General features: G+C 65.3%; 18 protein-coding genes, 1 tRNA gene and 1 pseudogene. 10 read left to right on the top strand and 10 right to left on the bottom strand.

The annotated features are described in order from the left end of the window. Positions 1–210 precede the first annotated feature (210 nt). Positions 211–504 carry a 50S ribosomal protein L28 gene (gene rpmB, locus ShzoTeo12_RS13845; protein ID WP_119259069.1) on the top strand — a complete coding sequence of 98 codons (294 nt, stop codon included), beginning with the start codon at positions 211–213 and terminating at the stop codon, positions 502–504. Between the two features lie 114 nt (positions 505–618). Next, positions 619–1,257, top strand: coding sequence for a VUT family protein (locus ShzoTeo12_RS13840; protein WP_318910109.1), 639 nt, complete (start codon positions 619–621; stop codon positions 1,255–1,257). Between the two features lie 13 nt (positions 1,258–1,270). Here the strand turns inward: ShzoTeo12_RS13840 and ShzoTeo12_RS13835 are convergent, their stop codons facing one another. The 4 genes from ShzoTeo12_RS13835 to ShzoTeo12_RS13820 all read right to left on the bottom strand — a co-directional run bounded on the left by ShzoTeo12_RS13835 (position 1,271) and on the right by ShzoTeo12_RS13820 (position 5,972). Continuing rightward, complete coding sequence (locus ShzoTeo12_RS13835; protein ID WP_318910108.1) at positions 1,271–2,293, bottom strand: esterase-like activity of phytase family protein; 1,023 nt, start codon at positions 2,291–2,293, stop codon at positions 1,271–1,273. Further along, complete coding sequence (cobT, locus tag ShzoTeo12_RS13830) at positions 2,283–4,184, bottom strand: cobaltochelatase subunit CobT (RefSeq protein WP_318910107.1); 1,902 nt, start codon at positions 4,182–4,184, stop codon at positions 2,283–2,285. Before cobT ends, ShzoTeo12_RS13835 begins: the two co-directional genes overlap by 11 nt. Before the next feature lie 15 nt (positions 4,185–4,199). Then, on the bottom strand, positions 4,200–5,198 hold the full coding sequence (cobS, locus tag ShzoTeo12_RS13825; RefSeq protein ID WP_119259072.1) for a cobaltochelatase subunit CobS: 999 nt from the start codon (positions 5,196–5,198) through the stop codon (positions 4,200–4,202). A gap of 141 nt (positions 5,199–5,339) precedes the next feature. Then, entirely contained in the window at positions 5,340–5,972 is a 633-nt protein-coding gene (locus tag ShzoTeo12_RS13820; protein WP_119259119.1) for a J domain-containing protein, read from the bottom strand. A gap of 113 nt (positions 5,973–6,085) precedes the next feature. Between ShzoTeo12_RS13820 and ShzoTeo12_RS13815 the strand changes: the two genes are divergently transcribed. Beyond that, positions 6,086–6,367: a BolA family protein gene (locus ShzoTeo12_RS13815; RefSeq protein ID WP_318910106.1), complete on the top strand. Its 282-nt coding sequence runs from the start codon at positions 6,086–6,088 to the stop codon at positions 6,365–6,367. Positions 6,368–6,370: 3 nt separating this feature from the next. On the opposite strand, the pseudogene ShzoTeo12_RS13810 reads toward ShzoTeo12_RS13815, so the two are convergent. The 3 genes and pseudogenes from ShzoTeo12_RS13810 to ShzoTeo12_RS13800 form a co-directional block, all read right to left on the bottom strand. Beyond that, positions 6,371–7,312: pseudogene (locus ShzoTeo12_RS13810) on the bottom strand (transporter associated domain-containing protein); the annotation flags it as partial. After that, positions 7,270–8,397, bottom strand: coding sequence for a 3-dehydroquinate synthase (aroB, locus tag ShzoTeo12_RS13805; protein ID WP_318910105.1), 1,128 nt, complete (start codon positions 8,395–8,397; stop codon positions 7,270–7,272). The pseudogene ShzoTeo12_RS13810 and the gene aroB, both read right to left, overlap by 43 nt. Before the next feature lie 10 nt (positions 8,398–8,407). After that, entirely contained in the window at positions 8,408–8,989 is a 582-nt protein-coding gene (locus tag ShzoTeo12_RS13800; protein WP_119259075.1) for a shikimate kinase, read from the bottom strand. A gap of 173 nt (positions 8,990–9,162) precedes the next feature. Between ShzoTeo12_RS13800 and ShzoTeo12_RS13795 the strand changes: the two genes are divergently transcribed. The 5 genes from ShzoTeo12_RS13795 to ShzoTeo12_RS13775 all read left to right on the top strand — a co-directional run bounded on the left by ShzoTeo12_RS13795 (position 9,163) and on the right by ShzoTeo12_RS13775 (position 13,233). Continuing rightward, positions 9,163–9,312 carry a hypothetical protein gene (locus ShzoTeo12_RS13795; RefSeq protein WP_119259121.1) on the top strand — a complete coding sequence of 50 codons (150 nt, stop codon included), beginning with the start codon at positions 9,163–9,165 and terminating at the stop codon, positions 9,310–9,312. After that, entirely contained in the window at positions 9,309–10,256 is a 948-nt protein-coding gene (xerD, locus tag ShzoTeo12_RS13790) for a site-specific tyrosine recombinase XerD (RefSeq protein WP_318910104.1), read from the top strand. The genes ShzoTeo12_RS13795 and xerD overlap by 4 nt, the downstream gene beginning before the upstream one ends. A gap of 77 nt (positions 10,257–10,333) precedes the next feature. Then, positions 10,334–11,287 (top strand): acetyl-CoA carboxylase carboxyltransferase subunit alpha, encoded by a 954-nt coding sequence (locus ShzoTeo12_RS13785; RefSeq protein WP_318910103.1) that lies wholly within the window; start codon positions 10,334–10,336, stop codon positions 11,285–11,287. Between the two features lie 192 nt (positions 11,288–11,479). After that, positions 11,480–12,994 carry a L,D-transpeptidase family protein gene (locus tag ShzoTeo12_RS13780; RefSeq protein ID WP_318910102.1) on the top strand — a complete coding sequence of 505 codons (1,515 nt, stop codon included), beginning with the start codon at positions 11,480–11,482 and terminating at the stop codon, positions 12,992–12,994. Continuing rightward, positions 12,991–13,233, top strand: coding sequence for a sulfurtransferase TusA family protein (locus tag ShzoTeo12_RS13775; RefSeq protein ID WP_119259079.1), 243 nt, complete (start codon positions 12,991–12,993; stop codon positions 13,231–13,233). Before ShzoTeo12_RS13780 ends, ShzoTeo12_RS13775 begins: the two co-directional genes overlap by 4 nt. Positions 13,234–13,336: 103 nt before the next feature. Here the strand turns inward: ShzoTeo12_RS13775 and ShzoTeo12_RS13770 are convergent, their stop codons facing one another. Then, positions 13,337–14,509: a GTP-binding protein gene (locus ShzoTeo12_RS13770; protein WP_318912458.1), complete on the bottom strand. Its 1,173-nt coding sequence runs from the start codon at positions 14,507–14,509 to the stop codon at positions 13,337–13,339. 14 nt (positions 14,510–14,523) lie between these two features. After that, a complete protein-coding gene (locus ShzoTeo12_RS13765) occupies positions 14,524–15,636 on the bottom strand; it encodes a D-alanyl-D-alanine carboxypeptidase family protein (protein ID WP_318910101.1) in 1,113 nt (370 codons plus the stop codon). Positions 15,637–15,767: 131 nt separating this feature from the next. On the opposite strand from ShzoTeo12_RS13765, the gene ShzoTeo12_RS13760 reads away from it, so the two are divergent. After that, entirely contained in the window at positions 15,768–16,928 is a 1,161-nt protein-coding gene (locus ShzoTeo12_RS13760; protein ID WP_318910100.1) for a M20 aminoacylase family protein, read from the top strand. Positions 16,929–16,987: 59 nt separating this feature from the next. Here the strand turns inward: ShzoTeo12_RS13760 and ShzoTeo12_RS13755 are convergent, their stop codons facing one another. After that, a complete protein-coding gene (locus ShzoTeo12_RS13755; protein WP_119259082.1) occupies positions 16,988–17,254 on the bottom strand; it encodes a hypothetical protein in 267 nt (88 codons plus the stop codon). Positions 17,255–17,412: 158 nt separating this feature from the next. Here ShzoTeo12_RS13755 and ShzoTeo12_RS13750 point away from each other — a divergent pair. After that, positions 17,413–17,489 (top strand) — tRNA-Arg (locus tag ShzoTeo12_RS13750).

Raw genomic sequence — 17,489 nt, 5'->3', positions numbered from 1 at the left:
GATTCTACGCCGTGGAAAATCGCGCCTTTGCCTGCTATTGCCTGCAAATCATGACGCTTGGCAACTGAATTCCCGCTGAACGGCAGGTTTGGCTTGACGTCGTCGGCCAGTGTGACTATAGAACCGCAACTTTCCAAAAAGGCCAGACGGACTGCGGCCGGTTTCGGTGCCGGAAACGTATTGTCCTGAACAAGAAAAAATAGGTGTACCATGTCCCGTAGTTGCGAATTGACCGGCAAGGGCGTCCAGTCGGGCAACAATGTGAGCCACGCAAACAACAAGACGAAGCGCAAGTTCCTGCCGAACCTGTGCAATGTCACGCTGATTTCCGACGCCCTCGGCCAGCGTTTCCGTCTTCGCGTTTCCGCAGCCGCTCTCCGCTCGGTCGAGCACCGCGGCGGTCTCGATGCCTTCCTCCTGAAGGCTGAAGAGAACGAACTGTCGATGCGCGCCCGTCTGCTGCGCCGCCAGATCGCCAAGAAGACGGCTGCTGCTGCCGCCTGATCCAGGCAACAGGCCGAAGCATTCTCATTGAGGCTTGACCGCTTTGCGGGCAGGCCTCAATGCTTTGCGCGCAACATCGTTACTCCAACTGGTGGCATCACCCAGGATAAAAAAATGCTCGCGAACCGCGTTACCCTTATCTATGTCCTCTTGATGACGGCCGTGGTCGTCGCCTCCAACGTGCTGGTGCAGTACCCGCTTTCGGGCGAGCTGTTCGGCATCGCGCTCGGCGATCTCCTGACCTATGGCGCCTTCACCTATCCGGTCGCCTTCCTCATCACCGACCTCACCAACCGCCAGTTCGGCCCGCGCGTCGCGCGCCGCGTCGTGGCGGTCGGCTTCCTCGTGGCGGTGCTGTTCTCGATCGGCGTATCCACGCCGCGCATCGCCATCGCCTCCGGCTCGGCCTTCCTTGCCGGCCAGTTGCTCGACATCTCGGTCTTCAACAGGCTGCGGCGGCAGACCTGGTGGCGCGCGCCGCTGATCGCCTCGCTGATCGGCTCGGTGCTCGATACGGCGATCTTCTTTTCCTTCTCCTTCGCGCCGGCCTTCTCGATCTTCGGCCCCAACGACGCCTTCGCGATCGAATGGGCGCCGGTGCTGGGCGTCTTCACGACCGAGATGCCGCGCTGGATTTCCTGGGCGATGGGTGACCTTTCCGTGAAGGTTCTCGTCGGCCTCGTCATGCTGCTGCCCTATGGCGCCCTGATGAGCCGGCTGATGCCGATGCCGGGCGTCGAGAAGACGGCCTGAGACGACGTAACGCCTATTTTTCTGGAAGCAGGCGGAATTCCAGCATCAGGTTGCGCTGGAGGATGGAGTGGTTGTCGTCGGAAACGACGATGATACGGATATCGTCCTTTGCCATCGCCACCACGTCCAGCCCTTCCATATTGTCGATCTGCTGACGGAGGTCCGCGTCGATCAGCACCTCGCCGTCGACGACCGCGCCGGGGCGGATCGTGTCGCCGGCGATCCGGCGAATGCGCATGCCCATGCCGTCCGAAAAGCGGAAGCGGCGCTCCAGAAGGAGGAGATCACCGTTCGGCAGGAAGGCGCCGTCGGTGATGTCCCAGGGTTCGCTGCGTTTCACCGCGAAGAGGCCGGCGCGTGGGCCGGCGAGCACGGCGGCGAAGACATTGCCGGCTGCATCGAGGCTGCGCTCCGTCACGGCCACCGGCATGTTGCCGAGCGGGCCTTCGGCCGGGGACATGGCAAGCGTCTCCATGCCGCGGTTTCGGCGGATTTCCCGCCGCTCGATGGGGAGCGGCAGGCGGCGCTTGGGACCGGCGTCCATGAAGCCGGGGTCGGGATAGGCGTCGATCCGGTGAAGTCCCTCGAAGCTGACGAGGAGTTCGCCCCTGCTTATCGCAAGGCCCTCGGCATCCATCTTCTCCTTGGGATTCCCGTCGCGTCCGTCGCGGTCGATCATCGAGCGGATCTTCATGCCCGCAAGGCCGCTCAACCGGCCTTCGCTGTCGCGCTCGATGCGGCCGGTCAGCCAGTGGCCGGTATCGAGCACCGAGACGAAATGCTCACGGTCGTCGCGGAAGCGGATTGCCGAGACGGCGCCGAGCAGGGGGCTTGACGACGAATAGGCGATGCCCCCGAGGAATTCGAGCTTGCCGAAGATGCGCCGGTCGGAGCCCGGCGTAAATTGCGTGATGGTGCGGCTGGAGACGGGAATATCCGCGGCAGATACCGGCCGCGTGAGCGGCAGGCAGAGCAGGGCGCAAAGAGCGATTGCGGGAAGGGCTGGCCGTCCCCGGTGCCGCGCCCTAGCCGGCACGGCGCCGGCCGGCCGGGCGACGGGCCGTGCTTTCGTCGGCGAAGAGCGAGGCGAGCTGTTCGGTCATGGCGCCGGCCAGTTCGTCCGCATCGACGATGGTGACGGCGCGGCGATAATAGCGCGTCACGTCATGGCCGATGCCGATGGCCAGCAGCTCGACGGGCGAGCGCGTCTCGATTTGTTCGATGACGGCGCGCAGGTGCCGTTCCAGATAGTTGCCGGGGTTCACAGAGAGCGTCGAATCGTCGACCGGGGCGCCGTCCGAGATCATCATCAGGATACGGCGCTGTTCAGGGCGGGCCAGCAGGCGGTCATGCGCCCAGATCAGCGCCTCGCCGTCGATGTTCTCCTTCAGCAGGCCCTCGCGCATCATCAGGCCGAGATTGCGCCTTGCGCGCCGCCACGGGGCGTCGGCGCCCTTGTAGACGATATGGCGCAGGTCGTTGAGGCGGCCGGGCGATTGCGGCTTGCCGCTGGCGAGCCATTTTTCGCGCGATTGCCCGCCTTTCCAGGCCTTGGTGGTGAAGCCGAGGATTTCCACCTTCACGCCGCAACGCTCCAGCGTGCGCGCGAGGATATCGGCGCAGGTGGCGGCGACGGTGATCGGGCGGCCGCGCATGGAGCCGGAATTGTCGATCAAGAGCGTGACGACCGTATCGCGGAAGGTCGTGTCCTTCTCGCGCTTGAAGGAGAGCGGCTGCATCGGATCGATGATGATGCGCTGCAGGCGGGCGCTGTCGAGATAGCCCTCTTCGAGGTCGAATTCCCAGGCGCGGTTCTGCTGCGCCATCAGGCGGCGCTGAAGCCGGTTGGCGAGGCGGCCGACAGCCCCTTGAAGGTGGGCGAGCTGCTTGTCGAGGAAGGCGCGCAGGCGGTCGAGTTCCGCCTCGTCGCAGAGTTCCTCGGCGGTGATCGTCTCGTCGAATTCCTGCGTGAAGACGCCGTAGTCGACCTTCTCGTTGAAGTCGGAGAAGGGCTGGTTCGGGCGGCGGACCTCGCCGGGCTTTTCCGCCTCGTCGCCGTCGTCCTCGACGAGATCGTCGTCGGAGATTTCCGCGCCGTCCATCTCGCCTTCGTCCATCTGCTCGTCGGACGTCTCGTTCTCGTCGGCCGGGGCAGAATCGTCGCCAGCGTCTTCCTGGCTGTCGTTGTCTTCCTGCTCGTCGCTGCGCGGCTGGTTTTCGTCCTCGGGCGTTTCCGAATCGTCCGGTTCGTTTTCGTCCTCGCCGTATTGCTCGGCGACGTTCATCGAGGCGAGCATGTTGCGCACGACGCGGGAGAAGGCTTGCTGGTCGTTGATGGCGGAGGAAAGGCCCTCCATGTCCTTGCCGGCCTTGTCCACGATGAAATCGCGCCAGAGGTCGAGCACCTTGCCGGCCGAGGCCGGCGGGGCCTGGCCCGTCAGCTTCTCGCGCACGATGAGCGCGACGGCCTCTTCAAGGGGGGCATCGGCCTGACGGGTGATCGCGCCGAAATTGGCCTTGGCGTATTTCTCCGTCAGCATGACGTTGAGGTTCTGCGCCATGCCGTGCATGCGGTTGGAGCCGATCGCCTCGACGCGCGCCTGTTCGACGGCGTCGAAGATCGCGCGGGCATCGGCGCCCTGCGGCGACATGGTCGCGTGGATGCGGGCGTCGTGACAGGCCTTGCGCAGCGCCATCGAGTCGCCGAGGCCGCGGGTCAGCGCGACTTCGGCCGGCGAGGGACGCTTGGAAAGCTCGGGCAGGCGGATGCGCTCGCCGGTCATGCCGGGGCGCTCGTTGGCGAAGGCGACCTCCACCTCCGCATCGCCCGAGACGGCGCGCACGCAGCCGGTCACCGCGCGGCGGAACGGTTCCATGTCCACCACGCCGCCGGGTCTCGGCTTCGAATTGTCTCCGCGGGCTGCCATTGCTTCACCCTGCCGTCAGGCCGTCGCTTCCAGGACGATGTTGGCGGCGCTTTCCTTCAGCTCGATGCCGAAGGCGCGCTGGTAGAGTTCGGCTACCAGCGTGCGCTCCAGTTCGTCGCACTTGTTGAGGAAGGTGACGCGGAAGGCGAAGGCGACGTCGCCGAAGATTTCTGCGTTTTCCGCCCAGGTGATGACCGTACGCGGGCTCATCACGGTCGAAAGGTCGCCGTTGATGAAGGCGGCGCGGGTGAGATCGGCGACGCGCACCATGCGCGAGATCGTCTCGCGGCCGTCCTTGCCGGAAGCGAGGCGCTTCACCTTGGCGGCGACGATGTTCACTTCGTTGTCATGCGGCAGGTAGTTCAGCGTGGTGACGATGGACCAGCGGTCCATCTGCGCCTGGTTGATCTGCTGCGTGCCGTGGTAGAGGCCGGTCGTATCGCCGAGGCCGACGGTGTTGGCCGTGGCGAACAGGCGGAAAGCGGGGTGCGGGCGGATGACGCGGCTCTGGTCGAGCAGGGTCAGGCGGCCGGAGGATTCCAGAACGCGCTGGATGACGAACATCACGTCCGGACGGCCGGCGTCGTATTCGTCGAAGACGAGCGCGACATTGTGCTGGTAGGCCCAGGGCAGGATGCCGTCCTTGAATTCGGTGACCTGGAGACCGTCCTTGACGACGATGGCGTCCTTGCCGACGAGGTCGATACGGCTGACATGGCTGTCGAGGTTGACGCGCACGCACGGCCAGTTGAGGCGGGCGGCGACCTGCTCGATATGGGTCGACTTGCCGGTGCCGTGATAGCCGGAGACCATGACGCGGCGGTTATGCGCAAAGCCTGCGAGGATGGCGAGGGTCGTTTCGCGGTCGAACAGGTAGTCCGGGTCGAGGTCCGGAACGTAGGCGTCCGCCTTGGAATAGGCCGGAACCCGAAGGTCCGTATCAATGCCGAAAACCTCCCGTACGGAAACAGTGGTATCCGGGAGGTTGGAAATATCGAGATCCATCTTGCTCATCACGTCTCCGCGGGCGGCGGCCTTACCTCCACCCCAAATTTATTGCACGCCAACTTTGCCTTTTGCTAGACCGCATTATACGCGGGTGCTTGACCGCATTATAAGCGGCCGGGCGCGATTCCGCCCGACTTCGCCAATGCTCTAGCAGAAGCCGGCCTGCTTTAACAATTGATATGCTTGGATGACCGCGCGAAAACGCTCTTCCGAGCCCCTGTCTCCGCCATTTGCATCCGGGTGATGCTTTTTGACAAGCGTTTTATAGGCGGACTTGATGTCCTCCGTCGTCGCACTGGCGGAAAGGCCGAGCGTGTCGAAGGCCTTGGCCTCCAGCGTCTTCAGTTTTCGCGCGCGCGGCTCCATCTGGGGCCTGCGGCCCTTGCCCTCGTTGAAGAAGCCGAAGGGGTCGCGGATGCGCTGATTTGCCCCGGCCGTGCCGGAACGCGCCGTGCCCTGCGCCGGACCGTTCTTGGCGGCCTTGTTGACACCGATCGTCCAGGTGGGGCGGTGGCCGGTGATGGCCTCCTTCTGGTAGCGCGCGATCTCGCCGTCGGAGAGGCCCGAGAAGTAGTTGTAGCCTTTGTTGTATTCCTTGACGTGCTCGAAGCAGAACATGAAATACTGCCCTTCGGCATTGCGGCCGACGGGTGCGCGATGCACGGCATTCTCCTCGCAGCCATCCCACTGACAGGTCGGCGCGGAACGTTCGGGACGCTCCACGCGCCGCTTCGTGCGGATGCGGTCGAAGTATTTGGAATCGAGTTTCATGGCGCTAATTATGGGGCTCCGGAAGGCCCGCAACAAGAATTGACAAAGCGGATTGTTGCTGGCTTTGTGGGACTATTTTTCTGCGTCGCGGCCCGGCGTTTCCGGCCGCCGAAGGTTCCGCAATGTCCATGAAATCCAGCATGACCGGCAAGCTCGAAGCGGCCTTTTCGCCCGAGCGCCTCGAAGTCCTCAACGAAAGCCACCTGCATGCCGGCCACCAGCCGGGGTTCGATGGCGAGGGCGAGACGCATATGCGTATCCGCATCGTCTCTTCGGCCTTTGCCGGCATGAGCCGCGTGGCGCGCCACAGGGCGATCAACGAGGTGGTGAAGGCGGAGCTCGACGCGGGCCTTCATGCGCTCGCCGTCGAGGCGGCCGCACCGGGCGAGCCGACGCGCTGGTAGTCGCTACGTGCCGGCCGGCCCGGGCTCGACCGGGCGGATGCGCAGCTTGGTGATGCGGTTCTTCACCCGCTTCATGACGATGAAGCGCTTGCCGTAGAAGGTGAAGGCCTGCCGCTCCTCGGGGATCGATTTCGATTCGTGGATGACGAGGCCGGCGATGGTCGTCGCCTCCTCGTCGGGCAGGTTCCAGGTAAAGGCGCGGTTGAGGTCGCGGATCGAGACGCCGCCATCGACGACGAGCGAGCCATCCGCCTCCTGCCGCACGCCCTGCATGTCGACGGCGGTCTCGTCGGAGATATCGCCGACGATCTCCTTCAGGATGTCCTGAAGCGTCACCACGCCCTGCACCTCGCCATATTCGTCCACCACGGTGGCGAAATGCTCCTGCCGGCGCAGGAACGCGGCGAGCTGTTCCTTCAGCGTCGTCGTGTCGGGCACGAACCAGGGTTTCTGCGCGACCCTGGTGATGTCGAGGTTCCTCGGTTCCACGCCGGGCTCGGCGAGCGCGCGCAGAAGATCCTTGGCGTGGACGACGCCGACGATGTTGTCCACCGAACCGGCCCAGAGCGGCATGCGCGTATAGGGGCTTTCCAGCACTGCCTTGACGATCTCCTCCGGCGGATCGCCGGCATTCAGCGCCCGCATGGCGGTGCGGTGGACCATGATGTCGGAGACTTCCAGCGCGTCGAGATCGAGCCCGCTCGTAATCCTGTCGCGGTCGGATTTTGCAGCGCCCCCGTCCCGGGAGCGCTCGCCGTCCGCCTCGCGCGTTTCCTGATGCGAGCGCCAGAGGGCGGCAATCGACGAGCGCTGCCGGAAGATGAGGGCGGCGGCGACCAGGCCGAGGACAAGAACGACCCACGGCCAGACGGGAGACGCGAGCGCGGCGGACGTTTCGCCGGTCATTTCGGCAGCTTTTCCTTGAGGAAGGTGACGACTTCGGATTGCGGCACGTCGTCGGCGACAAAGGACTGGCCGATGCCGCGGGTCAGGATGAAGGTGAGCTTGCCGGCCTTGACCTTCTTGTCCTGCGCGATGGCGTCCATCAGCTTCTCGGCCGGCGGCAGGCCGCCCGGAATCTCGCCCATCGTGGTCGGCAGGCCGACCTCGCGCAGATGCGCCTCGACGCGCTTGCCGTCGTCGGGGCTGCAAAGGTTCATCCGGGCGGAGAACTGGTGGGCGAGCACCATGCCGATGGAGACGCCCTCGCCGTGGACGAGGCGGGCGCTGTCATATTGCGTCGCGGCCTCCAGCGCATGGCCGAAGGTGTGGCCGAGATTGAGGAGGGCGCGCTGGCCGTTCTCGCGCTCGTCTGCGGCGACGACATCGGCTTTTGCCTGGCAGCTCGTGGCGATGGCCGTAGTGCGTGCCTCGCCGCCGGCGAAGACGTCGCGCCAGTTCTTCTCCAGCCAGGCGAAGAAGTCGGGCTTGTCGATCAGGCCGTATTTGGCCACTTCCGCATAGCCGGCGCGGAATTCGCGCGGCGAGAGCGTGTCGAGCACGTCGGTATCGGCGAGCACGAGATCGGGCTGGTGGAAGACGCCGATGAGGTTCTTGCCGTGCGGCGAGTTGATGCCGGTCTTGCCGCCGACGGAGGAATCGACCTGCGCCAGAAGCGAGGTCGGCACCTGGATGAAGCGCGAGCCGCGGCGCACGATGCCGGCGGCAAAGCCGGTGAGGTCGCCGATGACGCCGCCGCCGAGCGCCACCACGGCGTCGTTGCGCTCGATGCGGGCGGCAAGCACACTGTCGCAGACGCTGATCAGGTGCTCGAAGCTCTTGGTCTTCTCGCCGGCCGGCAGCACGAGCGAGACGGCCTCGATGCCTTCCGCCGCAAGCGCGGCCATGAAGCCGTCGAGATAGATCGGCGCGACATGCGCGTCGGTGATGACGGCGATCTTGCGGCCCTTGAGGCGGCTTGCGATCTCGCGGCCGGCGGCAGCGATGAGGCCGGGGCCGATCAGGATATCGTAGGAGCGGTCGCCGAGGTCGACACGCACGGTGCGGCGCGCGGTGGCAGTGGCAGTCATGGTCATCTCGTCAGGGTTTGCGGGCGGCGGCGGCGATCGCGGTGAGCACCTCCTCCACCATGGTTTCCTTCTTCACGTCGCGCGACATCACGGTCAGATCGGCTTCCGCATAGATCGGGTAACGGGCATTCATGAGGTTTTCGAGCGTCTGGCGCGGGTTCTCGGTCTTCAGGAGCGGGCGGGTGTCGCGCTTGTTGACGCGTTCCCAGAGCACGTCGAGATCGGCATTGAGCCAGACGGTGAGCCCGCCGCGCTTGATGTTGCGGCGGGTGTTCTCGTTGATATAGGCGCCGCCGCCGGTGGAGACGACACGCGGGCCGGAGCGCAGCAGGCGCTTGATGACGCGGGTTTCCAGCGCGCGGAACTCGGCCTCGCCATAGGCGGCGAAGAGATCGGTGATCGACATGCGCGAGACGCGCTCGATCTCGTGGTCGGAATCGACGAAGGGAATGCCGAGCGCCTGCGCCGTCATGCGGCCGATGGCCGATTTGCCGGCGCCCATCAGGCCGATCAGGACGAGGTTTCGCTTGCCGAGTGCGGCGCGGGCCTCGGCGGCGAGCGTGAGAGGGGCCTGGTCGATCAGCTCGGTCATGGCGTTTTCCGGGGTTTCGCTCCTTTCCGTATCGACAAAAGCGCCGGAAGCGTCAAGCCTGCGCCGTGTCGGAGGCTGCGGATGGCCGGTGCTTCGAGCCCGATCCCGGGCCTGCCGCCCTTGCGCTCGGCGGGTGGCGAGGCGATATAGGGGGCATCGCCCCGGAGACAGCCATGCCCACCCTTTTCCGCTTCCTGTTCTTCTGCGCCGTGATCGTCGGATCGGTCTATGGCGTGATGGTGGCGCTGGTGACCTTCGTCGAGCCGACCGAGCGGGAGGTGACGATCCGCATCCCCTCCGAGCGGGTGAACCCGCCGCAATGAGGGACCCATCCGCACTCCAGGTCGAGTCCTTCCTCGAGATGATGAGCGCCGAACGGGGCGCAGCGACGAACACGCTGCAATCCTACGAGCGCGACCTCGAGGATGCGCGGTCCTTCCTCAACGAACGCGGCGTGCGCCTTGCCGAGGCGGCGCCGGACGATCTCAGGGCCTATCTCGGCCATCTCGCAAAGCAGGGGTTTGCCGCGTCCTCGCAGGCGCGGCGGCTGTCGGCGCTGCGGCAGTTCTTCAAGTTCCTCTATGGCGAGGGCCTGCGCGGCGACGATCCGACCGGCATCCTCGATGCGCCGAAGAAGGGGCGCTCGCTGCCCAAGACGCTGAGCGTCGACGACGTCACGCGCCTGATCGGCCGGGCGGAGGCGGAAGCGGCGGAGCCCGGCGGCAACCTTCTCCTCAAGCGGCGCATGCATCTGCTGGTCGAGCTTCTCTATGCGACGGGCCTGCGGGTCAGCGAGCTGGTCTCGCTGCCGGCGAGCGTGCTGGCGCAGACGGGACGCTTCCTCATCGTGAAAGGCAAGGGCAGCAAGGAGCGGCTGGTGCCGATGTCGCGCGCCGCCGTTTCGGCGCTGGAGGCCTATGGCGAGACGCTGGCGGCCGCGATCGGCGACGATCCGGCGGCAGGCACCTTCCTCTTCCCGGCTCAGAGCAAGGAGGGGCACCTGCCCCGGCAGGTCTTTGGCCGCGACCTCAAGGCGCTCGCCGGCAGGGCGGGCATCAGGGCCGCGACGCTCTCGCCACATGTCCTTCGCCATGCCTTCGCCAGCCACCTCCTGCAGAACGGCGCGGACCTTCGCGCCGTGCAGGAACTGCTGGGTCACTCGGACATTTCCACGACACAAATCTATACGCATGTGCTGGAAGAACGGCTGCACCAGCTCGTTCAAACCCATCACCCTCTTGCCAAACAGGCAAAAAAACCGGATTAGGACCCCTCCCGCTTGCGACTGGCCCCTGGCCGAGCGCAGCCTGACGCGGTTTGAGCAAACGATCGGAAACGCATCTCATGCACAACTACCTCGATTTCGAAAAGCCCATCTCGGATCTCGAAGGCAAGATCCACGAGCTGAGAAAGCTGGCGGAAGAAGACGAGAGCATCGACACGAGCGACGAGGTCGGCAGGCTCGAAGTTCGCGCCCGCGAGGCGACGGCGGATATCTATTCCAAGCTGACACCCTGGCAGAAGACGCAGGTCGCGCGCCATCCGCAGCGTCCGCATTTCGTCGACTATGCCGCGCAGCTCTTCGAGGAGTTCACCCCGCTTGCCGGCGACCGCAAGTTCGCCGAGGACGAGGCGATTCAGGCCGGTCTCGGCCGGTTCCGCGGCGAGGCCGTCGCCATCATCGGCCAGGAAAAGGGCAACGACACCAAGTCGCGCCTCAAGCACAATTTCGGCAGCGCCCGGCCGGAAGGCTACCGCAAGGCGATCCGCGTCATGGAAATGGCCGACCGCTTCGGCCTGCCCGTCATCACGCTGATCGACACGGCCGGCGCCTATCCCGGCATCGGCGCGGAAGAGCGCGGCCAGGCGGAAGCCATCGCCCGCTCCACCGAGATGTGTCTCAATATCCGCGTGCCGATCGTCTCCGTCGTTCTCGGCGAGGGCGGCTCGGGCGGCGCGATCGCCATCGCCACCGGCGACCGGGTCTACATGCTGGAACATGCGATCTATTCGGTGATCTCGCCGGAAGGCGCGGCCTCCATCCTCTGGCGCGATTCCACCCGCGCCAAGGAAGCGGCGAGCAACATGAAGATCACGTCGGAGGACCTGAAGGCCCTCGGCGTCATCGACGGCATCATTCCCGAGCCGGTCGGCGGCGCGCATCGCGATCCCGCGGCCGTCATCGGTCGCACGGGCGACGTCATCGCCGCCGCGCTGAAGGACCTTTCGGCCAAGCCCGGCGACCAGCTTCGCAAGGATCGCCGCCAGCGCTACCTGAATATCGGCCGCCAGCTCTGATCCGCCGGCAGCGCTCGCACCCTTCGCCCCATCTCGGCCACAATCCTTGTGTGTGAAGGGGCTGCGGTCGTCCGGCAGTCTCGCGAAAGAATTCCCGGTTAAGAGTTTATGAAGTATAAGCCGGTTACGACTGCGCGTCCCGCCCTGCCGGCGCGACGGCTCGCGATCTGACGATAGTTCACGGACCCTTGCATGCGCCTTACCGTTCTTGCCGCCGTTTCGCTTCTCGCCGTGGTCACCGCGGGATGCACCAATGAGACGCTCGACTCGTTCGACAAGGTCGACGTCGACATCTCCAAGGTGTCCAGCAAGACCGGCTACCAGCTTTCGCCGGCGGTGCTGACCAAGTTCTCCAAGATGAACATCGACCGGTCCTCGCCGATCATGCTGCGCATCCTGAAGGAGGAGGGGCGGCTGGAAGTGTGGAAGGCCGACCGTTCCAACCGGTTCCAGATGGTGCGCAACTACAAGATCTGCGCCTGGTCCGGCAAGCTCGGCCCGAAGACGAAGGAAGGCGACCGCCAGGCGCCGGAAGGCTTCTATCCGCTCTCGCGCGGCCAGATGAACCCGAATTCCAGCTACTATCTCGCGATCAACACCGGTTTCCCCAACACCTATGACCGCGCCAACAAGGCGAGCGGCACCAATCTGATGATCCATGGCGCCTGCTCCTCGTCGGGCTGCTATTCGATGACCGACGAGCAGATGCTCGAAATCTTCGCCTTCGCGCGCGACGCCTTCGACGGCGGGCAGAAGGCGGTTCAGCTCCAGGCATTCCCCTTCCGCATGACCGCGGAGAACATGGCGCGGCACCGCGACAATCCGAACATCGAATTCTGGAAGATGCTGAAAGTCGGCTGGGATCACTTCGAGATCACCAAGCGGCCGCCGGAGGTCAATGTCTGCGAAGGCAAGTACGTCTTCAACCAGCAGGCCGACAAGCCCTTCTCGCCGGCCGGCGCCTGTCCGGCGATGACGACGCCGTCGTCGCTCGACGTCGCGCTTTCCAGCTACAACAAGACCTATGCCACGGCCTATGCCAAGGCGATGAGCAAGTACCAGGGCACCGTCTGGATCGAGCCGTCGGAAGCCCAGCGCAAGGCGATCGTCGCCGACCAGCGCAAGGGCCGCGAGCTTGCCTATGCGCCGACGGGCAATTCGCTCGATGCCGGCAAGCTGATGACGCAGCAGGAGATCGAGGCGCAGAAGCGCAAGGCCGAGGAGGCCGAAAAGCGCAAGCTCGAAGCGGAAGAACGCGCCAAGCAGGCGGTCGAGCAGGCCAGGCTCGATGCCGAGCAGAAGAAGGTCAAGGAAGTGGAAGACCTCGCGGCGGACGTTGCCGCCGAGAAGGCGCAGAAGCAGGCGCATGGCGCAGGCGCTCTCCCCGTTCCGGAAGAAAACCCCGGCGTGACGGTCGTCGAGAAGCCGGAGAAGAAGCCGTTCTGGAAGCTCTGGGCCGCCAAGGAAGAGCTGCCGGCCAAGGCCGAGCCTGTCGCGGAGGCCTCGCAGCAGGCCGGCGAGGCGAAGGCCGATGCCGGGCAGCAGGCCCAGAAGGAAGCGCGCAACCCGGCCACGGCCGCAAGCGCCGAAAAGGCGAAGAAGCCGGTGGATGCGGCCGGTACGCAGCCGGTGCCGGAAGAGAACCCGGCCGTCGAGGTCGTGGAGCAGGCGCCGAAGAAGCCCTTCTGGAAGTTCTGGCAGAAATGAGTTCCCCGGCGGGCGATGTCGAGGTCTACGATCTGCGCGGCCTGAAATGCCCGTTGCCGGTGATGAAGACGCGCAAGCGCCTTTCGAGCATGGCGGCGGGCGCCGGCCTCTGGGTCGAGACGACCGATCCGCTCGCCGTCATCGACATTCCCCATTTCTGCCGGGAGGACGGCCATCTGCTCGAGGCGAGCGAGCGCGTCGAGGCGGGGCACCGTTTCCTGATCCGCAAGAAGGCCTGAGCGGGAGCGTTTCTGCTCTTCTTCGGATCGCGAAAACGCTCCGGCATTCTGGTTTTGCGCATTTCCGAACGCAAAACCGCGAGGCACTTTTGCTGGAAATGCTCTAGAACTTCAGGCCGGGTATGGCGAGCGGGTTGTCGGCAAGCGCCGCGCGGTCCGGGCGGTCGATCTTCGGTGTGCCGGTGAAGGCGTCGAACAGGTCGCGCACGAAGGCTTCCGGCAAATCCCTGGTGATCAGCACCAGCCGCGTGCGGCGGTCGTGCGGGTCCGGCCAGGCGGCGAGCCGCTCCGGCGGATGGAAGACGCTCTGGACGCCCTGCAGCACCAGCGGGCGCTCCGGGCTGTTGCTCATCAGCACGATGCCCTTCATGCGCAGCAGCTTTTCGCCATGGGCCGAGCGCAGGAGATCGATGAACATTTCCAGCGCCATCGGGTCGATGGGACGGTCGTGAACGATGCTGAAAGAGCGGATCGTCGCATCGTGCCGCGTCACGTCATGGGCATGCTGGTGGTGGTCATCATGGTCGTGGCCGTGATGGTGATGTCCGTGATGGTGATGATCATGATCATGATCATGATCATGGTGGTGATGGTGGCCGTGCGCCTCCTCGTGCAGCCAGCGGCGGACGTCCGGGATCTTGCTGCCGAGATCGTAGAGGCCGTTGGCGAGAAGATCGGGGCCCGCGAGGCCGGGCGTGTCGACATCGGCGACCGCGGCACGCGGGTTGAGCGCGGCGATCTCCTGCCTGATGGCGGCGAGCGTTTCGGCGTTAGCAAGCGAGGTCTTGCTGATCAGCACGCGGTCGGCGACGGCGACCTGCTTGACCGCCTCGGGATGGTTGGCGAGCGTCGGGAGGCCGTTGACGGCATCGACCACGGTGATCACGCCGTCGAGGCTGAAGGACTGGGAGAGGATGGGATTGCCCATGACGGCCTGGAGCACCGGGGCGGGATCGGCAAGGCCGGTCGTCTCTATCACGATGCGCTTCAGCGGCTGGATTTTGCCGGTCTGCATGCGGTCCATCAGGTCGGCGAGCGTATCGACGAGCTCGCCGCGGATCGTGCAGCAGAGGCACCCGTCGGAAAGCTCGATGATGCCGTCGCCCGACTGCTCGACGAGCAGGTGGTCGATGCCGACCTCACCGAACTCGTTGATGATGACGGCCGTGTCGGTGAGCGTCGGGTCCTTCAGGAGGCGATTGAGCAGGGTCGTCTTGCCGGCCCCGAGAAAGCCGGTCAACACGGAAACCGGCACGCGCCGCTCGGCAAGGGTCATGGTCATCCGTCCTGTCAGAAAGTCGGCCGCGGGATCGGGATCGGCACGTTGACCATATCGCCGATGTCGCCGGCGGCAACCTGTTCGCCGGCCACCGGCTTTTCTTCCTCGCCGGCCATCAGCCCGGCATAGACGAGCTTCAGGGGGCGGCTTACCTCATGGATATAGGGGGAGGTCAGCTTCTGGCGGCCGGCCTCGTCGCGGCCCTCGCTGCGTATCTTGGCAGCGTGCTTGGAGCAGATATCGGCGGAGATGTCGGCGACGATGTCGCGCGTCTCGCCATAGGGGCGGAGCTGGCCGAGCGTCGGCACGTTGCCGGTGCGCGTCGTCAGGCCCTTCTGCAGCATGCCGGCGGAGATGTCGGCGCGGGCGCCGAGGCTGTCGGAGCCGAGCACCACGGAGACGACGCTGCGGCCGTTGCGGGTCGCCGAGGAGACCTGGTTGAAGCCCGCCGCGCAGATGAAGCCGGTCTTCATGCCGTCGGCGCCGTCGAAGCGGCCGATCAGCATGTTGTAGTTCGGATATTGCTTCTTGCCGGTGGTGAAGCCCTCGAGCGCGAAATAATGGGCATATTGCGGGAACTCGCGCTTCAGCGTCACGGCGAGCACGGCAAGGTCGCGCGCGGTCGTGTACTGGCCCTTGCCGGGCAGGCCGTGCGGATTGATGAAGTGCGACGAGCTCATGCCGATGCGGGCGGCTTCAGCGTTCATGCGGTCGACGAAGCCCTGTTCCGAGCCGCCGACCGATTCGGCAAGGGCGACGGCGACATCGTTGGCCGACTTGACGAGAATGATCTTCATCGCGCTGTCGAGCGTCATCTTCTGGCCGGGCTTGAAATACATCTTGCTCGGCGGTTCGGAAGCCGCGTTCTTGCTCATGACGACGGGGCTTTCAAGCGTCTTCTCGCCGGCCTTGATGGCGCGGAAGACCGTATAGGCCGTCATCAGCTTGGTCAGCGAGGCCGGATACCAGCGCTGGAACGCATCCTCGTGCTCGATGACCTTCAGCGTGTTGACGTCCACCAGCATGCGGGGATTGGCCGCGGCGCTGCCTGCCGCAAGGGACGTGGTGAGCAACAGGGCGGAGCCCAGAAACCATGCGCTCCGGCGCGTCGTTCGTCCGTTCATCTGCAAAGGCCTGTCCTCGAAATCGGGAGTTGTCTCGAACCGTCGCCCTATTTAACCTATATGGCATCGAGATGGCAAAGCCGTCGAACACCGGTGGCCGACTTTCAGGCCGAAATCACAGGAAGTGTTGCATGCCCGTTCTGAACCGCGCCGCAGAATTGCAGGATGAAATCGCCGGGTGGCGCAGGCACCTGCACCGGGAGCCGGAATTGCTCTTCGCCGTGGAGAAGACCGCCGCCTTCGTCGCGGAAAAGCTGCGCGAATTCGGCGTCGACGAGGTGGTGACGGGTATCGGCCGCACCGGCGTCGTCGGTATCATCCGCGGAAAGGGCGAGGGGCGCACCATCGGCCTGCGCGCCGACATGGACGCGCTGCCGATCGACGAGACGAGCGGCAAGCCCTGGTCCTCCACCGTCAAGGGCAAGATGCATGCCTGCGGCCATGACGGCCATACGGCCATGCTGCTCGGCGCGGCGAAGTACCTTGCCGAGACGCGGAACTTCACCGGCAATGTCGCGGTCATCTTCCAGCCGGCCGAAGAGGGCGGCGGCGGCGGCAACGAGATGGTCAAGGACGGCATGATGGAGCGCTTCGGCATTGCCGAGGTCTACGGCATGCACAACCTGCCCGGCCTGCCGGTCGGCGCCTTCGGCACGCGCCCCGGCGCGATCATGGCGGCGACGGACGAGTTCAACATCAAGGTGAAAGGTCGGGGCGGCCATGCGGCGCTGCCGCACAAGACGGTCGATCCCATCGTCATCGGCGCGCAGGTGGTGACGGCGCTGCAGACCATCGTCTCGCGCGTCGCCGATCCCATCGCCTCGCTCGTCGTGTCCGTCACCAAGTTCAATGCGGGCTTTGCCCACAATGTCATTCCCGAGGAGGCTCAGCTTGCCGGCACGGTGCGCACGCTGAGCCCGGAGATGCGCGAGGAGGCGGAGGCCCGCATCCGGCAGATCTGCGCCGGCCTTGCCGCCGCCCACGGCGCGGAGATCACCGTTGCCTATCACCGCAACTATCCCGTCACCGTCAACCATCCGGAAGAGACCGGCCACGCGGTTGACGTGGCGCGCGGCATCGCCGGCGAGGCGGCGGTCCATGCCTCGCTCGACCCGATGATGGGCGGGGAGGACTTTTCCTACATGCTGCTCGCCCGGCCGGGCGCCTTCATCTTCGTCGGCAACGGCGATACCGCCGGCCTGCACCACCCCGCCTATGACTTCAACGACGACGCCATCCCGCATGGCGTGACCTACTGGGTCAAGCTCGCCGAAAGCCGGCTTGCCGCCTGACGCGAAAGCCCGGCTGCCGGAGCGGCAGCCGGGTACCTTGTGGGGATCGTTGCCGGCGATCAGCCGCAGATCTTGACCTTCTTGACGACCAGGTTGCCCCACTTGTTGTAGTGCTTCACCTTCTTCCAGTAGCAGTCGTAGCCATAGTCGTCATAGACGGTGACATAGCCGCCATTGCCCCAGCCATGACCGTGGCCATGTCCCCAGCCGTGGCCATGGCCATGACCGAAGCCGAAACCGACGGAAAGGCCGCCGGCCTGCGAGGGGGCGGCGAAGGAAAGCGCTGCGAGGGTTGCTACGGCAGCGGACAGGATGAACTTGCGCATGGGACATTCTCCTCTGGGTTCAGGGGATGGAGCCATCTCCATCCGATGACCCGAGTGTCTCATGATCCCGCCCGGCGGGCTGTTCCGCAGGGAACTCGGCGCGGGGCACTGAAAATCGCTTGGCTTAGGCCCTCGGCTTTTGTATGGGTGCAGTCAGTGGTCCCGTAGCTCAGCAGGATAGAGCACCAGATTCCTAATCTGGGGGTCCCGCGTTCGAATCGCGGCGGGATCACCA

This window comes from Shinella zoogloeoides (genome assembly GCF_033705735.1).
Classification (GTDB): domain Bacteria; phylum Pseudomonadota; class Alphaproteobacteria; order Rhizobiales; family Rhizobiaceae; genus Shinella; species Shinella zoogloeoides_A.
This window is presented reverse-complemented; position numbering and strand designations above follow the sequence as displayed.

Coding starts and splice junctions, on each gene's coding strand:
- rpmB (WP_119259069.1), top strand. CDS start 211: ATGTCCCGTAGTTGCGAATTGACCGGCAAGGGCGTCCAGTCGGGCAAC.
- ShzoTeo12_RS13840 (WP_318910109.1), top strand. CDS start 619: ATGCTCGCGAACCGCGTTACCCTTATCTATGTCCTCTTGATGACGGCC.
- cobT (WP_318910107.1), bottom strand. CDS start 4,184: ATGGCAGCCCGCGGAGACAATTCGAAGCCGAGACCCGGCGGCGTGGTG.
- cobS (WP_119259072.1), bottom strand. CDS start 5,198: ATGAGCAAGATGGATCTCGATATTTCCAACCTCCCGGATACCACTGTT.
- ShzoTeo12_RS13815 (WP_318910106.1), top strand. CDS start 6,086: ATGTCCATGAAATCCAGCATGACCGGCAAGCTCGAAGCGGCCTTTTCG.
- aroB (WP_318910105.1), bottom strand. CDS start 8,397: ATGACTGCCACTGCCACCGCGCGCCGCACCGTGCGTGTCGACCTCGGC.
- ShzoTeo12_RS13800 (WP_119259075.1), bottom strand. CDS start 8,989: ATGACCGAGCTGATCGACCAGGCCCCTCTCACGCTCGCCGCCGAGGCC.
- ShzoTeo12_RS13795 (WP_119259121.1), top strand. CDS start 9,163: ATGCCCACCCTTTTCCGCTTCCTGTTCTTCTGCGCCGTGATCGTCGGA.
- xerD (WP_318910104.1), top strand. CDS start 9,309: ATGAGGGACCCATCCGCACTCCAGGTCGAGTCCTTCCTCGAGATGATG.
- ShzoTeo12_RS13785 (WP_318910103.1), top strand. CDS start 10,334: ATGCACAACTACCTCGATTTCGAAAAGCCCATCTCGGATCTCGAAGGC.
- ShzoTeo12_RS13780 (WP_318910102.1), top strand. CDS start 11,480: ATGCGCCTTACCGTTCTTGCCGCCGTTTCGCTTCTCGCCGTGGTCACC.
- ShzoTeo12_RS13775 (WP_119259079.1), top strand. CDS start 12,991: ATGAGTTCCCCGGCGGGCGATGTCGAGGTCTACGATCTGCGCGGCCTG.
- ShzoTeo12_RS13770 (WP_318912458.1), bottom strand. CDS start 14,509: ATGACCCTTGCCGAGCGGCGCGTGCCGGTTTCCGTGTTGACCGGCTTT.
- ShzoTeo12_RS13765 (WP_318910101.1), bottom strand. CDS start 15,636: ATGAACGGACGAACGACGCGCCGGAGCGCATGGTTTCTGGGCTCCGCC.
- ShzoTeo12_RS13760 (WP_318910100.1), top strand. CDS start 15,768: ATGCCCGTTCTGAACCGCGCCGCAGAATTGCAGGATGAAATCGCCGGG.
- ShzoTeo12_RS13755 (WP_119259082.1), bottom strand. CDS start 17,254: ATGCGCAAGTTCATCCTGTCCGCTGCCGTAGCAACCCTCGCAGCGCTT.